This window comes from Streptomyces sp. NPDC107471, from assembly GCF_055582845.1.
Genome location: NZ_JBVJPC010000012.1, coordinates 198,898 through 219,150, shown reverse-complemented (window position 1 = coordinate 219,150; position 20,253 = coordinate 198,898). Strand labels below are relative to the sequence as shown.

The window sequence follows — 20,253 nt, the reverse complement described above, 5'->3', positions numbered from 1 at the left end:
TGTCTGTCAGTTGAGCAGGCTGCCCTGGAGCTCCGCACGCAGATCGGGCGTCAGAACCGTACCGGCACGGTCCACCAGAAGAGCCATCTCGTACCCGATGAGGCCGATGTCCGCCTCCGGATGTGCGAGAACCGCGAGCGAGGAACCGTCGGAGATGGACATGATGAACAGGAATCCCCGCTCCATCTCCACAACGGTCTGGTTCACGCTGCCGCCCTCGAAGATCCGCGAGGCACCCGCGGTCAGCGAGGTCAGACCGGAGGCGACGGCCGCCAACTGGTCGGCTCGGTCGCGCGGAAAGCCTTCGGACATCGCCAGAAGGAGTCCGTCGGCGGAGACCACCACCGTGTGGGACACCCCCGGGGTGTTGTCCACGAAGTTGGTGATCAACCAGTTCAGGTTCTGCGCCGCCTGGCTCATCGGGCTCACACTAACGCTCCTGGTTGTAGGTGCTGTCAGGACCGAAGCCCTGGCCGTTCGTTTCACTGCCTGCGTTGCGGCCCCGCTGGACACCGCGGCGCAGGTTGCTCAGCCTGCCCCGGACGTCCTCGGGGGCGCGGGAGACCTGTGGGCCTCCCTGTTGGGTGGCTTCGGCGGCTCCCTCGACCAGGTTGGCCTTGGGGACCCGCCGCGGCAGACCGGAGGAGGTGACCCCGCCCGCCTTGGGCTTCCGGAGCTGGGAGGCCTGCTGCCACCGCGCGTCGTTGGCCGAGCGCCAGATGTCGCCGCCGCCGTTGCTCTCCGGCGCTGAGGCCGACGGCTCCGGGTTGGCGTTCCGCGTGCCGTTCGAGCCGTTGGCGCCGCTCCCGGTGGAGCCACGGCGGGGGAGCCCGGCGTCGGTCAGCTCGTGACCCACGGAGGCGGGGGCCGGCCCCGGACGGTCGAAGCCTACGCGGTCCCGCTCACTCACGTCAGCGGCCTGCACGGATTCCGCTTCCGGAGCGTACTGGTCCGGGTAGCCGCCCTGGTAACCGTCCGACTGCGGCCAGTCATCCTGGTAGCGGCGCTCCTCGAAGCCCGAGAAGGTCTCCGGGGCAGTGGCGTGCACCGCCGCGGGCTCCTCCTGGACCGGCTCCGGATAGGAGGGCTCGGGGTAACCGCCGCCCGGGGAGAAGGTGTCGTTCTGCGGCAGGCCGCCGTTCTGCGCGAAGTACGGCTCCTCGTACGCAGGACGGTTCGGCTCCTCGTACGCCGTCTGCCGCTGCTCCTCGTACGGCGCCTGCTGCGCCTCCTCGTACGACGTCTGCTGGTCGTACGTGGCCTGCTGCTGCTCGGCGTAGCCGTTGCGGCCGTTGTCGTAACCGGTCTGCTGGGCGCCGGGGGAGGCGTCGAACGCGTCGGTGTACGACGGGTCCGGGCCCCGCAGGGCGGTCGGCTGGTCCGGGTTCTGGGCCTCCAGGGCCGCGCGGCGCTCCTCGCGCATCAGGGAGCGGCCGACCGGGTCCAGCTCGCGTATGTCGTCCGGGACCTCGGAGTAGCGGCTGTCGTCGAAGCCGAGCTCCGCGGCCGTGCGCATCGGCAGGCCGTTGGCGTTGAAGTTCTCGCCCTGGAACTGCTGCTCCGGGATGATCTGCGAGACCGTGAACTCGTCCGCGGCCGGCTGCTGCTCGCCGCCGCCACCGTGGGTGATCGCGTCGGGCAGCATGACCAGCGAGGTGGTGCCGGCCTGCTCGCCCGAGGGGCGGAGCTGGACGCGGATGCCGTGCCGGTCGGACAGCCGGCCGACCACGAACAGGCCCATGCGCTGCGAGATCGCGGCGTCCACGGTCGGCGGGTTGGCCAGCTTGTGGTTGATGTCCGCGAAGTCCTCGGCGGTCAGGCCGATGCCCTTGTCGTGGATCTCGATCATGATGCGGCCGTCGGGCAGCCGGGTCGCGGTGACGCGGACCTTGGTCTGCGGCGAGGAGAACGTCGTGGCGTTCTCCAGCAGCTCGGCGAGCAGGTGCACGAGGTCGGTGACCGCGCGGCCGTGGATCTCGGCCTCCGGGACGCCGGACAGCTCGATGCGCTCGTACTGCTCCACCTCGGAGGAGGCGGCGCGCAGCACGTCGACCAGCGGGACCGGCTGGTCCCAGCGGCGGCCGGGCTCCTCGCCGGCGAGGACCAGGAGGTTCTCGCCGTTGCGGCGCATACGGGTCGCGAGGTGGTCCAGTCGGAAGAGGTTCTCCAACTGGTCCGGGTCCGCCTCGTTGTTCTCCAGGTCGGTGATCAGGGTGAGCTGGCCCTCGATCAGCGACTGGTTGCGGCGGGACAGGTTGGTGAAGATCGCGTTGATGTTGCCCCGCAGCAGGGCCTGCTCGGAGGCGAGCCGGACGGCCTCGCGGTGGACCTGGTCGAAGGCGCGGGCGACCTCGCCGATCTCGTCCTTGGTGTTGATCGGGATCGGGGCGACCCGGGTGTCGACGCGGCCGGGGTCGGTGCGCGAGAGCTGGTCGACCAGCATCGGCAGACGCTGCTCGGCGATGCCGAAGGCGGCGTTGCGGAGCTGGCGCATCGAGCGGGACATCTGCCGGGCGACCGCTCCGGCCAGGATGAACGCGAGGAGCAGGGCCACCACGACGGCGGCACCCACGATGAACGCGTCCCGCTTGGCGCTGTCGGCGATGCTCGCGGCCTCGTCCACCGCGGTGTCGGCGAGGTCGGTCTCGATCTGGCGGTAGGCGTTGTACTTGAGGGTGTTGACCGCCCACCAGTTCTCGGCGGTGACGCCGTCCTTGCCGAGCGCCTGACGGGCGCTCTCGTCCATCGACGGGAGCTGGGCGATGCTCGCGACCATCTCCGTCGGGTTGGACGGCGGCGGGACGTAGTCGGGGTTCTTGGCGGCGGCCTCCTTGGCCAGCGCCGCGCCCTCCGTCTGGATCTGCTTCTTCGCGGTGTCGAGCTTGGCCGCGTCGGCCTCGGTGCCGCCGCCGACGTACTCCTCGACGGCGATGCCCTCCAGGTACGCGTACGAGGACAGGGCGACCTTCTGGCTGGCGAAGCTGCTCAGCCCGGGGCCCGGCTTGATCAGCAGGTGCATGCCGATGGAGCGCTGCAGCGACAGGGCCGCCTTGGTGAGCTCGATGGCGTAGACGGTACGGCCGTAGCTGGTGATGTTTCCGGTGCCGAGACCGAGCTCGTTGGCGAACTCGGTCAGCGGGTGCGCGACCTGGGTGTAGCCCTCCTCGGTCTTCACACCGGTGAGCTTGGAGGAGGTGTAGGCGCCGGCGCGCAGTGTCTGGAGGCTTCCCTCGCCGTCCCTGAACAGCTTGAGGCGGCGCTCCAGGCCCGCCTTCTGCGGCATGTTCTGGGCGGCCTCGTCGAAGGTGTCCGCGGCCTGGTCGGTCTTCTTGCGGGCGGCGACGACCGTGGCGTTGTCCTGGCCCTGGCCGCTGAGGAGCGGGGCGGCGGAGATGTCACGCTCGTTGTAGAGGGCGTCGGCGTAGCTGAGGGCGGCCCGCACCAGACGCGCGGTGCTCTCCGCGTCCTCGGCCTCCCGCCAGGTGTCGATCGAGCTCTTGACCTGGAAGCCGCCCATGACGAGGCCGACGATCACGGGTATGAGCAGGATCGCGTTCAGCCGGGTGGGCACCCGCCAGTTGCGCGGGGAGAACCGGCCGCCGCTGGACGGCGGCGCGGCCGACGGCTCGGGACCGGGCACAGGGGCGGGCGCCGCTCCGCGCGGCGGCGGGGTGAAGTTGCCCCGGGCCGACGGCTCGGGACCGTTCTTGCTTCGCCTCACTCGACCAACAACCTCTCGGAGGGGTCGGCACCTACGTTGTGCCGCAGTCTCTCAGAGCCCAGTACGTCTTCGACTGGTGAGTACGTCGTTGACCATTGGGCAGTTCAGGCATTCCAGCACGACGGCCAGCGCACCACCAAACAGTGGTACGCGCGGATTCCGCGTGATGTAAGCCCCAGATAAAACGGTCATAAAGAGCGAGCCCCGTCAAATGACGGGGCTGTTGTGAGCGCAGCGAGACCGGTTGGCAACCACGCGTGGCCGTACCACCCGATTCCTCTGCCGAAACGTTATGAACACCGGGGCCGACCGTGTCCAAGGCCACAGCCGGCTCCGGGACATCTACGACAACTGCCGTATGACGCTGTTGATTTGGGAGCTGGTCGACATGTCCTGAGGGCGTTACCGCAGACGTGCCATGAGGGCGTGCTCGACCAGTGTGATCAGGGCACTCTTGGCGTCCGAGCGGTGCCGGGCGTCCGTCGTGATGATCGGTGCGTCCGGTCCGATCTGCAGGGCCTCGCGCACCTCCTCGGGAGCGTACGGCTGGTGCCCGTCGAAGCCGTTGAGGGCCACGACGAAGGGCAGGCCGCTGTTCTCGAAGTAGTCGACCGCGGGGAAGCAGTCGGCCAGCCGCCGGGTGTCGACCAGGACGACGGCGCCGATGGCGCCGCGGACCAGGTCGTCCCACATGAACCAGAAGCGGTCCTGTCCGGGCGTACCGAAGAGGTACAGGATCAGGTCCTGGTCGAGCGTGATGCGGCCGAAGTCCATGGCGACCGTGGTGGTCGTCTTGTCCCCGGTGTGGGTCAGGTCGTCGATGCCCGCGCTCGCGGACGTCATGACGGCCTCCGTGCGCAGCGGGTTGATCTCGGAGACCGCGCCGACGAACGTGGTCTTGCCCACGCCGAAGCCGCCCGCCACCACGATCTTCGCGGAGGTGGTGGCCCGCCCCGCGTCAGAGCTTGCGAAGTCCACTGAGCACCCTTTCGAGCAGCGTCACATCGGGAGCGCCGCCGTTGTTCTCGTCGCCGCCCGGCTGGTGGATGGCCACCAGACCGGCCTCGGCGAGGTCCGCGACGAGGATCCTGGCCACCCCGAGCGGCATGGCGAGCAGGGCCGAGACCTCGGCGACCGACTTCACCTCACGGCACAGGTGGCAGATGCGCTGGTGCTCGGGCAGGAGCCCCATCAGAGCCGCCGGGTCGGCCGTGGTGCTGATCAGGGCCTCGATGGCGAGCTGGTAGCGCGGCCGGGTCCGGCCGCCGGTCATCGCGTACGGACGTACCAGCGGCTGGTCGCCCTCATCCTCGTACGGCTCCGCGTACGGATCATGAGAGGCGGTGGGCGGGGTCATGAATCCTCCGGGCGGGACAGCAAGTCGATCTGGCTAGCCGTCTGGTGGGGCCGGTGGGGGGATTGTGGCGGCCGGACGGTGATTTGGTGAGACGGGTGGATCCGGGTCGGTCAGTGGAGCAGACTGCCTTGCAGCTCGGCTCGCAGGTCCGGCGTGAGAACTGCTCCCGCGCGGTCGACGAGCAGTGCCATCTCGTAGCCGACGAGGCCGATGTCGCATTCCGGGTGCGCGAGGACGGCAAGCGAGGAACCGTCCGAGACGGACATGAGGAAGAGGAATCCCCGCTCCATCTCCACGACGGTCTGGGCCACGCTGCCGCCTTCGAAGATCCGGGAGGCGCCCGCCGTGAGCGAGGTCAGCCCGGACGCGACGGCGGCCAACTGGTCGGCACGGTCGCGCGGGAAGCCCTCGGACATCGCCAGCAGAAGGCCGTCGGCGGACACGACGACGGTGTGGGACACCCCTGGGGTGTTGTCCACGAAGTTGGTGATCAACCAGTTGAGGTTCTGTGCCGCCTGGCTCATCGGGCTCAACTAACGCTCCTGCTGGTGAGTGGGGTTCGGGAAACTGCCCGTCTGGCCGTTGCCGCCGACCTGACGACCTTGCGCGATACCCCGACGGAGATTGGTCAGCCGGCCGCGCACGTCGTCAGGCGCACGCGAGACAGCAGGACCGCTTTGGTGCTGTTGCTGCTGAGCCGTGCCCGGGACGAGGTTCGCCCGGGGCACCCGGCGCGGCAGACCGGAGGTGGTGACACCGCCCGCGGCCGGCTGCCGGACACGCTCCGCCTGCCGGACGAGGTCGTCGTTCGGCGAGCTGCGCCAGGCCGCGGAGGTCGCGGGTCGCTGGGGGGCCGCCGGAGCCTGCTGCTGCCGCGGGGCCTGCGCGGGGGAGGAGCCGTTGCCGTTGGCCGGCTGCCCCTGTCCCTGCTGCTGGCTGCCGTGGAACCAGTTGGTCTCCAACGTGTCGTACAGCGGCGTACGGCCGTCTCCGGGACCCGCGGGCGGCAAGGCCTCCGGCTCCGGGCGGACCTGCCGCTGCTGGGGCCGCGGCGGCATGGGCGGCCGCGGGGCACCGAAGTCGGCGCCGTTGGTCTGGGGGCGCTCGAACTGGCCCGTGGACGACGGGTCCTGACGGCCCGGCAGGGAGTGCTGCCCGGTGGATCCGTCGTAACCCGGCGCCGGGAACTGGCCCGTCGAGCCGTTGTCGTACGCCTGCTGGGCCGGGAACTGCCCGGTCTGCGAGCCGCCGTTCGCGGGCTGCGCGCCGAAGATGTCCGAGCGGACGAACTGGCCCGTGTTCTGCTGGTCGTTGGAGCCCGGCCGCGGGAACTCGCCGGTGTCCTGGGGGCCGTTGGAGCCCGGCCGCGGGAACTCGCCGGTGTCCTGGGGGCCGTTGGAGCCCGGCCGCGGGAACTGGCCGGTGTTCTGCGGGCCGACCGCACCCGGACGGGGGAAGTCACCCTGCGGACCGTTTGCACCCGGGCGCGGGTACTGACCGGTGTTCTGCGGGGCGTCGAAGTCCGGGCGGGGGAACTCGGAGGTGCTCGCCGGGCCCTGGTGGTCCTCGATCCGCGGCATGCGGGACGTGGCGGCCGGGTCCTGCTCGTCGTGGCCGCGCGGGACGTCGAGCGAGGCGCGCGGCACCGGCGGCTGCGCGTTCTCGTCGCTCCAGCTCGGCGTGCGGGGCTGCTGGTTGCCACCGGGCAGCTCGGCCCGCGCACCACCGCGGCCCGGGAGCTGCGGCCGACGGCGCCGGCCCTGCGGCTGCTCGGGGGCCTGACCCTGGTTCGGGGCTTGCGACTGCGGGGGCACGGGTGCCCGGCCGCCGAAGGCGTCCTGACCGCCGCCGAACGCGTCCTGGCCGCCACCGAAGGCGTCCTGAGCGCTGAAGGCGTCCTGGCCCGGACCGCCCGTGCCCGCGGCCTGGAGGCCCTGCGGGGCACCCGGCGCCTGGCCGCCGAAGCCGGCACCGGCCGGAGCGGGCCGGCCCTGCGGGGGCATGCCCGGACCCTGCGGTCCACGCGGCCCGCCCGGCGCACCGGGGCGACCGCCCTGGCCACCGCTGCCGGGCAGCGCGGCCCGCGGTCCCTGACCGGCGTTGAGACGTCCGCCCGAGGGGGCACCGGCGCCGAGAGCGCCGCCCTGGCCGTTGCCGCCGCCCCGGCGGGCCGCGGCCACACCGGCGGCCGCCTGGGCCGCGGCGGGGGCGCCGGGGGCACCCTGACCGGGCTTGGGCTGGGGCTTCTTGCCGCCCTGGGCGACATCGACGGGCAGCATGACCAGCGCGGTCGTACCACCGGAGTCGGACGGGCGGAGCTGGATGCGGATGCCGTGCCGCTGGGACAGCCGGCCGACCACGAACAGACCCATGCGGCGGGAGACGGAGACGTCCACGGTGGGCGGCGAGGCGAGCCGCTCGTTGATCGCGGCGAGGTCCTCGGGGGAGAGGCCGATGCCGGTGTCGTGGATCTCGATCAGGACGCGGCCGTCGGGCAGCGCGTGACCGGTGACCTTGACCTTGGTCTGCGGCGAGGAGAACGAGGTCGCGTTCTCCAGCAGCTCGGCGAGCAGGTGCACGAGGTCGTTGACCACACGGCCGGCCACTTCGGTGGTCGGCACGGCGGCCAGCTCGATGCGCTCGTACTGCTCCACCTCGGAGGCGGCGGCGCGGAGCACGTCGACCAGCGGGACCGGGCGGGTCCAGCGGCGGCCGGGCTCCTCACCCGCGAGGACCAGAAGGTTTTCACCGTTCCGGCGCATACGGGTCGCGAGGTGGTCGAGCTTGAAGAGCGAGGAGAGCTGGTCCGGGTCGGCCTCGCGGGACTCCAGTTCGGAGATGAGCGAGAGCTGACGCTGGATGAGGCCCTGGGAGCGGCGCGAGAGGTTGGTGAACATCGCGTTGACGTTGCCCCGCAGGAGGGCCTGCTCGGCGGCGAGGCGGACGGCCTCGCGGTGCACGTCGTCGAAGGCCGCGGCCACGCGGCCGATCTCGTCCCGGGAGTGCACACCGACCGACTCCACGGACGTGTCGACGTCCTGCGGGTCGGACTCGGAGAGCTGCTTGACCAGCTCGGGCAGGCGGTCCTGGGCGACCTTGGTGGCGGTCTCCTGCAGGCGGCGCAGCGAGCGGATCATGGACCGGGCCACGACGAAGGCGCCGACCAGGGAGACACCCAGCACGATCAGGATCAGCGCACCGGCGATGATCGCGTCGCGCTCGGTGGCGCTGCGCAGCTCGCGGGCCTTCTGCTCCATGTCCTCGAGCAGCGTGTGCTCGATGCGGCCCATCTCCTGGATCTTGGTCGAGCTGTCGTCGACCCAGTCCTTGTAGGAGCGGCGGTCGAGGTCCGCGAGGCCCTCCGGGCGGCCGAAGGCACGGCCCGCGTACTGGTCCGCGGCCTCGATGGTCGAGCTGCCGTTCTCGACGGGCTTGAGGAGCTCCTCGGCGCCGTCGTCGCCGTAGATGCTCCGGAAGCTGTTGAGGTCGGACTCCTCGCTCTCCAGGGCGCCCTGGGCGTACAGCCGGTCGTTCTCGCTGAGGTCGCCGAGGGTCGTCTTGTTGGCCGGCAGGGCCGCGGCGAGGATCGCGCGCTGGACCGACGCGTACTCCTTGGCGGAGGAGAAGGCCGCCAGGGCGCGGGTGCGCTGGATCATGTCCGGGTTGCTGGTGGCCTCGGCCATGTCCTGGGAGAGGTCCAGCAGGTGGGTGATCAGGCGGTGGTAGGACTCCACCGTCTGGGTGGCGTTGCCCTTGGTCTCGTAGGCGTCGCTGCGGATCTTGCTGAGCGTGTCCAGGTCGCGGACCAGGCCGACGAGGCTGTCGCGGACGCCCTGGAGGTTGCCGTCCTTGCTGGAGGTGTCGATGTCCTCCGCGGCGGCGATGAAGTTGGTCGCGGCCCGGTCCGTCTTGTTCCGGTAGCCCTTGACCGTGATGTTGCTCGCCGTGGAGTTGTGCGCCAGCGGTCCGGCCGACTGGTCGCGCTCCTCCTGGAGGGCGGCGGCCAGCTCGGTGGCCTGCTTGGTCATCTCCGTCAGCAGCTTCATGTTGTCGAGCTGCTGGATGTCGTCCATGGAGTCGTTGATGCGCAGCGCACCCAGCGAGGTGGCCGCCACGACGGGGAGCGCGAGCAGCGACACCAGGCGCGTGGAGATGCGCCAGTTGCGCAGGGCTATGCGCGAGCCCGGACCGGTCGGGCCCTTCGGGGGCTTCACCGTCGGCGCGGTCGCCGGGCCCGGGGACGCCGACGTGCCGAGGCGCGCGGTGCCGGAACCACCGTCGCCCGACGGGCCCTGGTTCTGGGCGTGCTGGGCGGAGGAACTGCCGACATTGGGGCCAGTCCCGCCGTGCCGCTCCGGCTCGGCCGAAGCGCTGCCATCCCTCTTGAAACGTCCCTGCACTAGCGTCGCAACCTCTGGACCAGGCGCTCCTCCGCAGGACGGCGGAGCACGGTGTCGGCGTTGTGGGGAGCGCCCTGAATACGCACCCCGGATGGTCGTGAGTGACCGGCGCTGGCTCCCCCTTCTCACCGCCACTCGGCGCTTCTCTGCGCCCCCTGTGCGCCGGCTCGATCCCGCGGCGGTCCGTGGAATTCCAGCACAGTGCAGGATCTCCAACAAGGTCCGTGGGTCAGACCGTGACCTACGTGACACCACGTGAGGGCCAGGTCACCGGGCGTGGAATGCGTTCTCGCCAATATCGGGCATAACCCCGCGAGTCTCCCCACCGGGGTGGGTGTCCCAGTCGCCATGATCAGGAGCGGAATGATGGCTTCAGGGAGTCAATGTCCGTTTCGTTGCGGTGGGTTGTGACCGCGGATTGTCCGTTTTGACCCTACGTGAGTGAGCAAACTCACACGCGGATCATGGGGTCTTCGCGAGTTCGGAGGGGAATGGCATGTTTAGCCTGACGCTTTACAAGAAGGCTCCATCTGCCCAACCCACCACAGCCGAGGTCGAGTACAACCGTGAAGACGACGATGATGTTCCGCAACATTGCCAACCCGCGGCGCACGACGCTGGCGCACCTCGAGGACGCCGACGCCCTGCAGATCCCGGAGCAGCCGGAGCACCCGCTCGACCTCCCCGCCCAGACCGCCAACCCCCGGCGCACGGTCCTGATGGACATCCCGGTCTCCGCGGCCAAGTAACCGTATCGCGCCCGGATCACCGCCCTTCGGGCAGGTGACCCGGGCGTATTGCGCGAGGCACGGACCCCTCCCCGCGTTAGCCTGGAGCGTCAGACTCCAGCCGGTCGAGTAGAGGGGCGCCCAGATCCCGTGCGCATCGCCAGATTCTCCATCGACGGGAACGTCGCCTTCGGCGCGGTCGAGGGCGACAGGCCGGACGAGCTCGTCCTCGACATCATCAAGGGCATCCCGTTCGCGGACTTCGAGCTCTCCGGTACGAAGGTCCCGCTGAGCAAGGTCAGGCTGCTGCCGCCGGTGCTCCCCAACAAGGTCGTGGCGTACGGCCGCAACTACGCCGACCACGCGAAGGAACTGGGCAACGAGGTCCCGGACGCCCCCTTCGCCTTCTTCAAGCCCTCCACCTCGGTGATCGGGCACGGCGACGAGATCCAGTACCCGTCCTTCTCCGCGGACGTCCACCACGAGGCGGAACTGGCCGTCGTCATCGGCCGCATGTGCCGCGAGGTCCCGCGCGACCGCGTCAAGGACGTGATCTTCGGCTTCACCTGCGCGAACGACATCACCGCCCGGGACGTCCAGAAGCGCGAGAAGCAGTGGGCGCGGGCCAAGGGCTTCGACACCTCCTGCCCGCTGGGCCCCTGGGTGGAGACCGGCATGGACCTGGAGACGGCCGCCGACCTGACCGTCCAGCTCACGGTCAACGGCGAACAACGCCAGCTCGGCCGCACCAGCGAGATGATCCACCCGATCGAGGATCTGATCGTCAACATCTCCGAGGCCATGACGCTGCTCCCCGGCGACGTGATCCTCACGGGCACCCCGGCAGGCGTCGGGCCGCTCACCGTCGGCGACGAGGTCGCCGTCACCATCGAAGGCATCGGCACTCTCACCAACAAGGTTGTCAAGCGTGGCTAGCGCACCCTCCCCCAGGCCCTCGACTTCGCCCGCGCCGGGGGTAACCCCACGCGTACGTTTCTGCCCCTCGCCCACCGGTAACCCCCACGTGGGCCTGGTCCGCACCGCCCTGTTCAACTGGGCCTTCGCCCGGCACCACCAGGGCACCCTCGTCTTCCGCATCGAGGACACCGACGCGGCCCGCGACTCCGAGGAGTCGTACCAGCAGCTCCTCGACTCGATGCGCTGGCTGGGCTTCGACTGGGACGAGGGCCCCGAGGTCGGCGGCCCGCACGCGCCGTACCGCCAGTCGCAGCGCATGGACCTCTACAAGGACGTCGCCGCGAAGCTCCTGGACGCCGGGCACGCCTACCACTGCTACTGCTCCCAGGAGGAGCTGGACACCCGCCGCGAGGCCGCCCGCGCCGCCGGCAAGCCGTCCGGCTACGACGGCCACTGCCGCGACCTCACCGACGAGCAGGTGGCGGAGTACAAGGCCCAGGGCCGTACGCCCATCGTCCGCTTCCGCATGCCCGACGAGACGATCACCTTCACGGACCTGGTCCGCGGTGAGCTGACCTTCACCCCGGAGAACGTCCCGGACTACGGGATCGTGCGAGCGAACGGAGCGCCCCTCTACACGCTCGTGAACCCGGTCGACGACGCGCTGATGGAGATCACGCACGTCCTGCGCGGCGAGGACCTGCTGTCCTCCACCCCCCGCCAGATCGCCCTCTACAAGGCGCTGATCGAGCTCGGTGTCGCCCAGACCGTGCCCGCCTTCGGCCACCTGCCGTACGTGATGGGCGAGGGCAACAAGAAGCTCTCCAAGCGCGACCCGCAGGCCTCGCTCAACCTCTACCGCGAGCGCGGCTTCCTGCCTGAGGGCCTGCTCAACTACCTCTCCTTGCTCGGCTGGTCGCTCTCCGCCGACCAGGACATCTTCGGCACCGACGAGCTGGTCGCGGCCTTCGACATCGCGGACGTGAACCCCAACCCGGCCCGCTTCGACCTGAAGAAGTGCGAGGCGATCAACGCCGACCACATCCGGATGCTGGACGTGAAGGACTTCACGGAGCGCTGCGCCCCGTGGCTGAAGGCCCCCTTCGCCCCCTGGGCGCCGGAGGACTTCGACGAGACGAAGTGGCAGGCGATCGCCCCGCACGCCCAGACCCGCCTCAAGGTCCTCTCGGAGATCACCGACAACGTCGACTTCCTGTTCCTCCCCGAGCCCGTCTTCGACGAGCCCTCGTGGACGAAGGCGATGAAAGAGGGCTCCGACGCTCTTCTGCGCACGGCCCGCGAGAAGCTGGAGTCGGCGGACTGGAGCTCGCCGGAGTCGCTCAAGGAGGCCGTCCTGGCCGCCGGTGAGACCCACGGCCTCAAGCTCGGCAAGGCCCAGGCCCCGGTCCGCGTCGCCGTCACCGGCCGCACGGTCGGCCTGCCCCTCTTCGAGTCCCTGGAGATCCTGGGCAAGGAGACGACGCTGGCGAGGATCGACGCGGCCCTGGCGAAGCTGACCGCGTAGGGCACACCCGCGTGAGGGGCGGCACCCGGACTCCGGGTGCCGCCCCTCACGCGTCGCTGTCAGTGCCGCGCACTAGTGTTCCGGCTCGTTCGCACAAGATCCGGAAAGGCGCCTGACATGCCGATGTCCCCCCGCGACTACACCTGGCTGTTCACGCCGGGCAGCACCTTCGCCCACGAGTCCGGGACCACCGGCGTGATCCACGTGGTCCGCGGAGGGGAGCTGGACCTGCCCACCGGACGGGTCGTCGCCTGCGATCCGTTCGTCTACCTCGGCTCCGGGGACGTCGAGCCGTTCACTGTCTCCGTGACCCCCGGCCGCTACCGCGTGGAGGCGGCCGTCGCCACCCTCGCCCGGCCCGACGAGCCCCCGGCCGACAAGCCCCACCTGAGGGTGGCCGCCGCCCGCCTCGTCATCAGCGACGAGCCCACCACGGCCTGGGAGTTGGCGCTGCTCCCCGAGCAGGACCCGGCGGAGCTCAAGGAGGACGAGTTCTTCGGCTACGGCGTGGACGCCGGCACCGGCTGCTTCTACGACGCCGCGGCGGAGGAGGCCTTCCCGGAGGCGCAGGAGGACGAGGGCCCGCTCTGGGACGCCTTCGAGGACAGCGACTGGTCGGGCGGCCCCCACCTGGTCACCTCCCCGTCCACCGGCCACACCCTGGCCGCCTTCACCTCCGGCTGGGGCGACGGCTTCTACCCCACCTGGATCGGGCGGTCCGCGTCCGGAGAGGTCACCTGCTTCCTGACGGACTTCTTCGTGGCGCCCGACCCCTCCTGAGGCACCGCGATCGCCGGACGGGCCCGAGGGCGCCGGGTTACCGTCGGATCATGAGCATTCGGGCCGTGGTCTGGGACGTGGACGACACCCTCTTCGACTACTCGGGGGCCGACCGCATCGGAATGCGCCTGCATCTGACGGCCGAGGGGCTGCTGGCGGCGTACGAGAGCGTCGAGCAGGCCATCACGCGGTGGCGGGCGATCACCGACACCCAGTGGGCCCGCTTCTCGGCGGGCGAGGTCGACTTCCAGGGACAGCGGCGGGACCGGGTACGGGCGTTCCTCGGCGCGGAGCTGACCGACGCGGAGGCCGACGCCTGGTTCCAGCGGTACGTCGCGCACTACGAGACCGCCTGGGCCCTCTTCCCGGACGTGCTGCCCGTCCTGGACGCCCTCGCCGCCAGCCACCGGCACGCGGTGCTGTCCAACTCCAGCATCCGTGTCCAGGACCACAAACTGCGCGTCCTCGGTGTCCACGACCGCTTCGAGGTCATCCTGTGCGCCGCCGAGCTGGGGATCTCCAAACCCGAGGCCGGCGCCTTCCTCGCGGCCTGCGACGCCCTGGAGCTGGCCCCGCACCAGGTGGCGTACGTCGGCGACCACCCGGAGATCGACGGCCGGGGCGCCGCGGAGGCCGGACTGCTGTCGGTGTGGATCGACCGCGACGGCGGTGTGCACGCCCAGGTCCCCACGCCCGCCGGACCGCGTCGCATCGCCTCACTCGCCGAACTCCCCGCGATCCTCGGCGCCGATACCCGTTTTGGAGCCCCGTCCACCTTCGGGTAATGTTCTTCCTGCGCCGCCGGGGAGCGGGCCGAAAGGCCGGAAACCGGGGGAGCGAACTAGAACAAGATCCCCTTCGGGGCTTGCGTTCCAGTGGCCTATGGTGTAATTGGCAGCACGACTGATTCTGGTTCAGTTAGTCTTGGTTCGAGTCCAGGTAGGCCAGCTCGCAGAGCTCATCTGCAGGCGGAGATCAACTCCGCGAAGCCCCCGTTGTGTAGCGGCCTAGCACGCTGCCCTCTCAAGGCAGTAGCGCCGGTTCGAATCCGGTCGGGGGTACAGATCCTTCCCGGAGGGTCAGTCAGGGTCGCACCCGCTGACTCTCATGCAGGATCGCTAGGGCCCCCGTTGTGTAGCGGCCTAGCACGCCGCCCTCTCAAGGCGGTAGCGCCGGTTCGAATCCGGTCGGGGGTACGGAACTGGTCTAAACCACATTGGTCTATGGTGTAATTGGCAGCACGACTGATTCTGGTTCAGTTAGTCTTGGTTCGAGTCCAGGTAGACCAGCTCGGACCTGCGGCGGTACCAACCGCCTGCAGGGTCCACGCCCCCGTTGTGTAGCGGCCTAGCACGCCGCCCTCTCAAGGCGGTAGCGCCGGTTCGAATCCGGTCGGGGGTACATCATGAAGGCCCTTCGCTTCGGCGGAGGGCCTTCGTCGTGTCCGGGGTCATGTCCAGCTCGCCCATCTCCCGCGTCAACCGCGCGGAGGGCACGAGGACTTCGGACGGCGGCCGCCTCGGGCCCGAGAGGTCGTACAAGTCGATCTACGCGGACATGCAAGCAGCGGACGTGCGAGCAGCGGACCTGCCGGCGTTCGGGCCGGCGGCACCCGCCCGTCGGTCCAGAGCCTGCCGCGGCGTTGAGGCCGGCTCTTTTCCGGTGGGCGTACGACGAACCTGTGGGCCTCAGCCCGTGCGGCGCAGTGCCTCGGAGAGGCGGGCGGCGGCGTCGATGACCGCCTGGGCGTGCATGCGGCCCGGGTGACGGGTCAGGCGCTCGATGGGACCGGAGACCGACACGGCGGCCACCACGCGGTTGGAGGGGCCGCGCACGGGCGCGGAGACGGACGCGACGCCCGGCTCGCGCTCGCCGATGGACTGGGCCCAGCCACGGCGTCGTACGCCCGACAGGGCCGTCGCCGTGAAGCGGGCGCCCTGGAGGCCGCGGTGCAGGCGCTCCGGCTCCTCCCAGGCCATCAGGATCTGCGCCGAGGAGCCCGCCTTCATGGTGAGCGTCGAGCCGACCGGGACCGTGTCCCTGAGGCCGGACAGGCGCTCCGCCGCGGCGACGCAGATGCGCATGTCGCCCTGGCGGCGGTAGAGCTGGGCGCTCTCGCCGGTGATGTCCCGCAGGTGCGTGAGCACCGGGCCGGCCGTCGCGAGGAGACGGTCCTCGCCGGCGGCCGCGGCCAGCTCGGCGAGGCGCGGGCCGAGAATGAAACGGCCCTGCATGTCACGTGCCACCATGCGGTGGTGTTCCAGAGCCACGGCCAGCCGGTGGGCCGTGGGTCGTGCCAGTCCGGTTGCCGCGACCAGTCCTGCGAGGGTGGCGGGTCCGGACTCCAGAGCGCTCAGAACAAGGGCTGCCTTGTCCAGAACGCCGACGCCGCTACTGTTGTCCATGAAACGATACTCACGTCTCACTCTGTGAAACGCAAGTTCCTTTTTTCGTGAGACGCGCAACCCTTGTAGGCACAGCGGCCCGCGGACCACCGGGCCTGGCGGCGGGTGCCCGGGAACAGGGGCCCAGGGCGTCGCCTCCACAAGATCTTCTAGTTGGGTCGGCGCGGCTATGGCCGACCGGAGGGAAAGCGATGGGTAGGACACTCGCGGAGAAGGTCTGGGACGACCATGTCGTCCGGCGCGCCGAGGGCGAGCCCGACCTCCTCTTCATCGATCTGCACCTGCTGCACGAGGTGACCAGCCCGCAGGCCTTCGACGGTCTGCGCAAGAGCGGTCGCCAGGTGCGCCGGCTCGACCTGACCATCGCCACCGAGGACCACAACACCCCGACCCTCGACATCGACAAGCCGATCGCCGACCCGGTCTCGCGCATCCAGTTGGAGACGCTGCGCAAGAACGCCGCCGACTTCGGTGTCCGTCTGCACCCGCTGGGCGATGTCGAGCAGGGTGTCGTGCACGTCGTCGGCCCGCAGCTCGGTCTGACCCAGCCCGGCATGACCGTGGTCTGCGGCGACTCCCACACCTCCACGCACGGCGCCTTCGGTGGTCTGGCCTTCGGCATCGGCACCTCCCAGGTCGAGCACGTGCTGGCCACCCAGACGCTGCCGCTGGTCCGCCCGAAGACCATGGCCATCACGGTCAACGGCGAACTGCCCGACGGCGTCACCGCCAAGGACCTGATCCTGGCGATCATCGCCAGGATCGGCACCGGCGGCGGCCAGGGCTACGTCCTGGAGTACCGCGGCTCCGCCATCGAGAAGCTCTCGATGGAGGCCCGCATGACCATCTGCAACATGTCGATCGAGGCCGGTGCCCGCGCGGGCATGATCGCCCCCGACCAGACCACGTTCGACTACCTGGAGGGCCGTCCGCACGCCCCCAAGGGCGAGGACTGGGACGCGGCCGTCGCGTACTGGAAGACCCTGAGGACGGATGAGGACGCCGAGTTCGACGCCGAGGTCGTCATCGAGGCCGCCGAGCTGTCGCCGTTCGTCACCTGGGGCACCAACCCGGGCCAGGGCGCCCCGCTTTCGGCGCACGTCCCCGATCCCGCTTCGTACGAAGACGCTTCGGAGCGCCTGGCCGCCGAAAAGGCCCTGGAATACATGGGGTTGGAGGCCGGCCAGCCGCTGCGCTCCATCAAGGTGGACACCGTCTTCGTAGGTTCGTGCACCAACGGTCGCATCGAGGACCTGCGCGCGGCCGCCGAGCTCGTCAAGGGCCGCAAAGTCGCCGACGGCGTACGGATGCTGGTCGTCCCCGGCTCCGCGCGGGTCGGTCTGCAGGCCGTCTCCGAGGGCCTGGACGTGGTCTTCAAGGAGGCCGGCGCCGAATGGCGGCACGCGGGCTGCTCGATGTGTCTGGGCATGAACCCGGACCAGCTCGCCCCCGGTGAGCGCTCCGCGTCCACCTCCAACCGCAACTTCGAGGGCCGGCAGGGCAAGGGCGGTCGTACGCACCTGGTGTCGCCGCAGGTCGCGGCCGCGACCGCCGTGCTGGGCCACCTGGCCTCGCCCGCCGACCTGTCCGACGCCCCTGTCGCCGCTGGAGTCTGAGAGTCATGGAAGCATTCACCACGCACACCGGCCGGGCCGTCCCGCTGCGCCGCTCGAACGTCGACACCGACCAGATCATCCCTGCTCACTGGCTCAAGAAGGTGACCAGGGACGGGTTCGAGGACGGACTGTTCGAGGCCTGGCGCAAGGACGGGACGTTCATCCTCAACCAGCCCGAGCGCAAGGGCGCGACCGTCCTGGTCGCCGGCCCCGACTTCGGCACCGGCTCCTCCCGTGAGCACGCGGTGTGGGCGCTGCAGAACTACGGCTTCAAGGCCGTGATCTCCTCCCGCTTCGCCGACATCTTCCGCGGCAACTCGCTGAAGAACGGCCTGCTCACGGTGGTTCTGGACCAGAAGATCGTGGACGCGCTCCAGGAGCTCACGGAGCAGGACCCCACGACCGAGATCACCGTCGACCTGGAGGCCCGCGAGGTGCGCGCCGAGGGCATCACGGCGAGCTTCGAGCTGGACGAGAACTCCCGTTGGCGGCTGCTGAACGGCCTGGACGACATCTCCATCACCCTCCAGAACGAGGCGGACATCGCCACGTACGAGGCCAAGCGGCCCTCGTACAAGCCGCGGACGATCGAGGTCTGACCCGGAGCCGTCCAACAGGTCGAATTCCGGCCACCGCAACACCCCCGCCGTACCCCCGATCAGCCCGATCGGGGGTACGGCCGTGTCTGCGCCCGAACGCCCTCGCGCGGCGCGACACGCCCGCTCAACTTCCCACGTTACGACGGGTGTTGTCGGGGTACGCGACCCTTGTAGCCGTGACTCCCGGATGTGCCCGGAAGGCCGTTTGAGGCGGCAGTTGCACCCCTAGCAGGCGACAACTCGCCCCAGATGGCACAATCTGTGCATGGAACACGACGGCCAACTCAAGCTCTATGCGGCAGTCGCGGACCAACTCAAGGAAGCGCACGCAAGAGTGCGCGCACTGCAAGTCCCGGAGGGCGTACGGATGGCGCTGACCCGGAAGCTGCTGGTCATTACGGCCGCGGCCAAGCACGACGTCGTCGAAGCGACAAGGCGTCTGGAGGGGTTCATGGCCGACCTCGACGCGGGTCGAATCCCGGAAGAGGAACGCTGAACAAGTCCAGAGCAGCCGAGTTCGTTGCGGCACAAGGGTGATAAGCCCGTTTCGTGTTTGATTTGCGGTATATATCTGCCTAACGTGCGAAAAAGCTTGAACACTTTCGTTCTGGCGATGTCTCCGAAGGGGAAGACGTGAACAAGGCGCAGCTCGTAGAAGCGATTGCCGACAAGGTGGGCGGCCGCCAGCAGGCCGCCGACGCGGTCGACGCGGTCCTGGACGCCATCGTCCGCGCGACGGTCGCGGGCGACCGGGTCTCGGTCACCGGCTTCGGTTCGTTCGAGAAGGTCGACCGGCCGGCCCGTTACGCCCGCAACCCCCAGACGGGCGAGCGGGTTCGGGTCAAGAAGACGTCCGTTCCGCGCTTCCGCGCGGGCCAGGGCTTCAAGGACCTGGTGAGCGGCACGAAGAAGCTCCCGAAGAACGACGTCGCGGTCAAGAAGGCGCCCAAGGGCAGCCTGACCGGCGGGGCTTCGGCCACGGTCAAGAAGGCGGCCGCCAAGAAGGCCACCGCCAAGACCGCCACGGCCAAGAAGACCACCGCGAAGAAGACGACGGCCAAGAAGACCACGGCCACCGCCAAGAAGACGACGGCGAAGAAGGCCCCCGCCAAGAAGGCGACCGGCACCGCCGCCAAGACCACCGCCGCGAACAAGACCGCCGCGAAGAAGACCACGGCCAAGAAGGCCCCGGCGAAGAAGGCGACCGCCAAGAAGGCGCCCGCCAAGAAGTCGGCCGCGCGCACCACCACCGCCAAGAAGGCCACGGCCCGCAAGAGGTAAGGGCACAGGGGCACTCACGCGCCGGGCCGGACTCCGCATCGGAGTCCGGCCCGCGGCGTGTTGCGAGCGGGGTTCAGAAGGTCTGCAGGGTCACCAGCGTGATCTTGTCCCCGGTCATCTCGACGCGCACGCGCTGCCCGGGACGCAGCAGCCGCAGACCGCCCGCGTCGAACGCCGGCGCGTCGAAGGGCACGGGGGTGCCGTCGTCGAGGAGCACCTGCCCGCTGCGGCTTTCGGGGTCGTACGTGTACGCGGTCGCCTGCATGGCCGCAGCCTACTGCCCGGGTATCAGCAACCGCGCCGCGGCGGCGGCCGTCCGGGGGCCCACCCCGAGCGCGAGCGCGGCCCGCAGGTCCTCGCCGGTGTCCACGTCCTGTCGTACCGAATCCACGTCGGCGAGGGGGAGTTCCGCCGCTCCCGAGGCGCGGTGCCGTGCGCGCGAGTCGGGGCCGAAGACGGGGCGCAATTCCGCGTCCGGCCGCGCCGCCAGCAGGGTGGTGCCGATCGCCGCGGCGTCCGCGAGAAAAGCGCGCGGGAATTCGGCGGCGGCATCGAGGACCCGCCTCAATTCCAAGGGCCGCAATGCCGGGAGATCGGCGTTCAGGGCCGCGAGGGCGCTTTCGGGCCGGGTCGAGCGCACGACGGCCGCCGCGTGCGCCAGGGCCGCGTTGAGGCCCCCGCGCGGTTCGTCGGGGACGATCCGGGCGCCCAGGGCCGCCAGCTCGCGGCCGGCCAGGGTGTCGTCCGTGACGACCGCCACATCCCCGACCGCCGGGCAGGCCAGCGCGGCCGCCACGGTGTCCTGGGCGAACGCGAGGGCCAGAGCGGGCCGCACCCCGTCGTCGGCGGTGTCCGAGAGCCTGCTCTTGGCCCGCGCCAGGGGCTTCAGCGGGATGACCAACGTCCACTGCACGAGGGTTCCG

The 20,253-nt window shown here is 70.2% G+C and carries 18 protein-coding genes and 5 tRNA genes; 14 read left to right on the top strand and 9 right to left on the bottom strand.

All coding sequences use genetic code 11. The annotated features are described in order from the left end of the window. Positions 1-6: 6 nt before the first annotated feature. The 6 genes from ACZ66S_RS34060 to ACZ66S_RS34035 form a co-directional block, all read right to left on the bottom strand. Positions 7-420 (bottom strand): roadblock/LC7 domain-containing protein, encoded by a 414-nt coding sequence (locus ACZ66S_RS34060; protein ID WP_004983065.1) that lies wholly within the window; start codon positions 418-420, stop codon positions 7-9. Positions 421-430: 10 nt separating this feature from the next. Beyond that, positions 431-3,721: a sensor histidine kinase gene (locus ACZ66S_RS34055; RefSeq protein ID WP_469905410.1), complete on the bottom strand. Its 3,291-nt coding sequence runs from the start codon at positions 3,719-3,721 to the stop codon at positions 431-433. Positions 3,722-4,123: 402 nt separating this feature from the next. Continuing rightward, positions 4,124-4,699: a GTP-binding protein gene (locus ACZ66S_RS34050; protein WP_007384912.1), complete on the bottom strand. Its 576-nt coding sequence runs from the start codon at positions 4,697-4,699 to the stop codon at positions 4,124-4,126. Next, positions 4,680-5,078 carry a DUF742 domain-containing protein gene (locus ACZ66S_RS34045; RefSeq protein ID WP_003973454.1) on the bottom strand — a complete coding sequence of 133 codons (399 nt, stop codon included), beginning with the start codon at positions 5,076-5,078 and terminating at the stop codon, positions 4,680-4,682. The genes ACZ66S_RS34050 and ACZ66S_RS34045 overlap by 20 nt, the downstream gene beginning before the upstream one ends. A gap of 110 nt (positions 5,079-5,188) precedes the next feature. After that, on the bottom strand, positions 5,189-5,602 hold the full coding sequence (locus tag ACZ66S_RS34040; RefSeq protein WP_003993189.1) for a roadblock/LC7 domain-containing protein: 414 nt from the start codon (positions 5,600-5,602) through the stop codon (positions 5,189-5,191). A 9-nt stretch (positions 5,603-5,611) separates the two neighbouring features. Continuing rightward, complete coding sequence (locus ACZ66S_RS34035; protein WP_469905409.1) at positions 5,612-9,478, bottom strand: sensor histidine kinase; 3,867 nt, start codon at positions 9,476-9,478, stop codon at positions 5,612-5,614. A gap of 566 nt (positions 9,479-10,044) precedes the next feature. Between ACZ66S_RS34035 and ACZ66S_RS34030 the strand changes: the two genes are divergently transcribed. The 10 genes from ACZ66S_RS34030 (at position 10,045) to ACZ66S_RS33985 (ending at position 14,830) form a co-directional block, all read left to right on the top strand. Next, positions 10,045-10,227: a hypothetical protein gene (locus ACZ66S_RS34030; protein ID WP_469905408.1), complete on the top strand. Its 183-nt coding sequence runs from the start codon at positions 10,045-10,047 to the stop codon at positions 10,225-10,227. 129 nt (positions 10,228-10,356) lie between these two features. Then, a complete protein-coding gene (locus ACZ66S_RS34025; RefSeq protein ID WP_469905407.1) occupies positions 10,357-11,142 on the top strand; it encodes a fumarylacetoacetate hydrolase family protein in 786 nt (261 codons plus the stop codon). Continuing rightward, positions 11,135-12,649: a glutamate--tRNA ligase gene (gene gltX, locus ACZ66S_RS34020; RefSeq protein ID WP_469905406.1), complete on the top strand. Its 1,515-nt coding sequence runs from the start codon at positions 11,135-11,137 to the stop codon at positions 12,647-12,649. Before ACZ66S_RS34025 ends, gltX begins: the two co-directional genes overlap by 8 nt. Before the next feature lie 117 nt (positions 12,650-12,766). Then, positions 12,767-13,429: a DUF4241 domain-containing protein gene (locus ACZ66S_RS34015; RefSeq protein WP_469905405.1), complete on the top strand. Its 663-nt coding sequence runs from the start codon at positions 12,767-12,769 to the stop codon at positions 13,427-13,429. Positions 13,430-13,479: 50 nt separating this feature from the next. Continuing rightward, a complete protein-coding gene (locus ACZ66S_RS34010) occupies positions 13,480-14,214 on the top strand; it encodes an HAD family hydrolase (RefSeq protein ID WP_469905404.1) in 735 nt (244 codons plus the stop codon). A 91-nt stretch (positions 14,215-14,305) separates the two neighbouring features. Next, positions 14,306-14,377, top strand: a tRNA-Gln gene (locus ACZ66S_RS34005). A gap of 40 nt (positions 14,378-14,417) precedes the next feature. After that, a tRNA-Glu gene (locus tag ACZ66S_RS34000) sits at positions 14,418-14,490 on the top strand. Positions 14,491-14,552: 62 nt separating this feature from the next. Then, positions 14,553-14,625: transfer RNA gene (locus ACZ66S_RS33995), tRNA-Glu, on the top strand. 21 nt (positions 14,626-14,646) lie between these two features. Next, positions 14,647-14,718: transfer RNA gene (locus tag ACZ66S_RS33990), tRNA-Gln, on the top strand. Between the two features lie 39 nt (positions 14,719-14,757). Next, positions 14,758-14,830: transfer RNA gene (locus ACZ66S_RS33985), tRNA-Glu, on the top strand. 287 nt (positions 14,831-15,117) lie between these two features. Here the strand turns inward: ACZ66S_RS33985 and ndgR are convergent. After that, positions 15,118-15,834, bottom strand: a complete 717-nt coding sequence (ndgR, locus tag ACZ66S_RS33980) for an IclR family transcriptional regulator NdgR (protein WP_007384919.1) — start codon at positions 15,832-15,834, stop codon at positions 15,118-15,120. Between the two features lie 191 nt (positions 15,835-16,025). Between ndgR and leuC the strand changes: the two genes are divergently transcribed. The 4 genes from leuC to ACZ66S_RS33960 all read left to right on the top strand — a co-directional run bounded on the left by leuC (position 16,026) and on the right by ACZ66S_RS33960 (position 19,330). Continuing rightward, positions 16,026-17,450, top strand: a complete 1,425-nt coding sequence (gene leuC, locus ACZ66S_RS33975) for a 3-isopropylmalate dehydratase large subunit (protein ID WP_469905403.1) — start codon at positions 16,026-16,028, stop codon at positions 17,448-17,450. A gap of 5 nt (positions 17,451-17,455) precedes the next feature. Next, on the top strand, positions 17,456-18,049 hold the full coding sequence (gene leuD / locus ACZ66S_RS33970) for a 3-isopropylmalate dehydratase small subunit (RefSeq protein ID WP_469905402.1): 594 nt from the start codon (positions 17,456-17,458) through the stop codon (positions 18,047-18,049). Positions 18,050-18,314: 265 nt separating this feature from the next. Next, a complete protein-coding gene (locus ACZ66S_RS33965; RefSeq protein ID WP_469905401.1) occupies positions 18,315-18,545 on the top strand; it encodes an SCO5555 family protein in 231 nt (76 codons plus the stop codon). A 137-nt stretch (positions 18,546-18,682) separates the two neighbouring features. Then, positions 18,683-19,330 (top strand): HU family DNA-binding protein, encoded by a 648-nt coding sequence (locus ACZ66S_RS33960; protein WP_123763305.1) that lies wholly within the window; start codon positions 18,683-18,685, stop codon positions 19,328-19,330. A 73-nt stretch (positions 19,331-19,403) separates the two neighbouring features. Here the strand turns inward: ACZ66S_RS33960 and ACZ66S_RS33955 are convergent, their stop codons facing one another. Then, positions 19,404-19,595: a hypothetical protein gene (locus ACZ66S_RS33955; protein WP_053850552.1), complete on the bottom strand. Its 192-nt coding sequence runs from the start codon at positions 19,593-19,595 to the stop codon at positions 19,404-19,406. A 9-nt stretch (positions 19,596-19,604) separates the two neighbouring features. After that, a complete protein-coding gene (cofC, locus tag ACZ66S_RS33950) occupies positions 19,605-20,243 on the bottom strand; it encodes a 2-phospho-L-lactate guanylyltransferase (RefSeq protein WP_469905437.1) in 639 nt (212 codons plus the stop codon). Between the last annotated feature and the right edge of the window lie 10 nt (positions 20,244-20,253).

Bases quoted from the DNA above. Each gene is read 5' to 3' on its own strand.
- leuD (WP_469905402.1), top strand. From the start codon at position 17,456: ATGGAAGCATTCACCACGCACACCGGCCGGGCCGTCCCGCTGCGCCGC.
- ACZ66S_RS34045 (WP_003973454.1), bottom strand. From the start codon at position 5,078: ATGACCCCGCCCACCGCCTCTCATGATCCGTACGCGGAGCCGTACGAG.
- ACZ66S_RS33955 (WP_053850552.1), bottom strand. From the start codon at position 19,595: ATGCAGGCGACCGCGTACACGTACGACCCCGAAAGCCGCAGCGGGCAG.
- ACZ66S_RS34040 (WP_003993189.1), bottom strand. From the start codon at position 5,602: ATGAGCCAGGCGGCACAGAACCTCAACTGGTTGATCACCAACTTCGTG.
- ACZ66S_RS34010 (WP_469905404.1), top strand. From the start codon at position 13,480: ATGAGCATTCGGGCCGTGGTCTGGGACGTGGACGACACCCTCTTCGAC.
- leuC (WP_469905403.1), top strand. From the start codon at position 16,026: ATGGGTAGGACACTCGCGGAGAAGGTCTGGGACGACCATGTCGTCCGG.
- ACZ66S_RS34015 (WP_469905405.1), top strand. From the start codon at position 12,767: ATGCCGATGTCCCCCCGCGACTACACCTGGCTGTTCACGCCGGGCAGC.
- ACZ66S_RS33965 (WP_469905401.1), top strand. From the start codon at position 18,315: ATGGAACACGACGGCCAACTCAAGCTCTATGCGGCAGTCGCGGACCAA.
- ACZ66S_RS34060 (WP_004983065.1), bottom strand. From the start codon at position 420: ATGAGCCAGGCGGCGCAGAACCTGAACTGGTTGATCACCAACTTCGTG.
- ndgR (WP_007384919.1), bottom strand. From the start codon at position 15,834: ATGGACAACAGTAGCGGCGTCGGCGTTCTGGACAAGGCAGCCCTTGTT.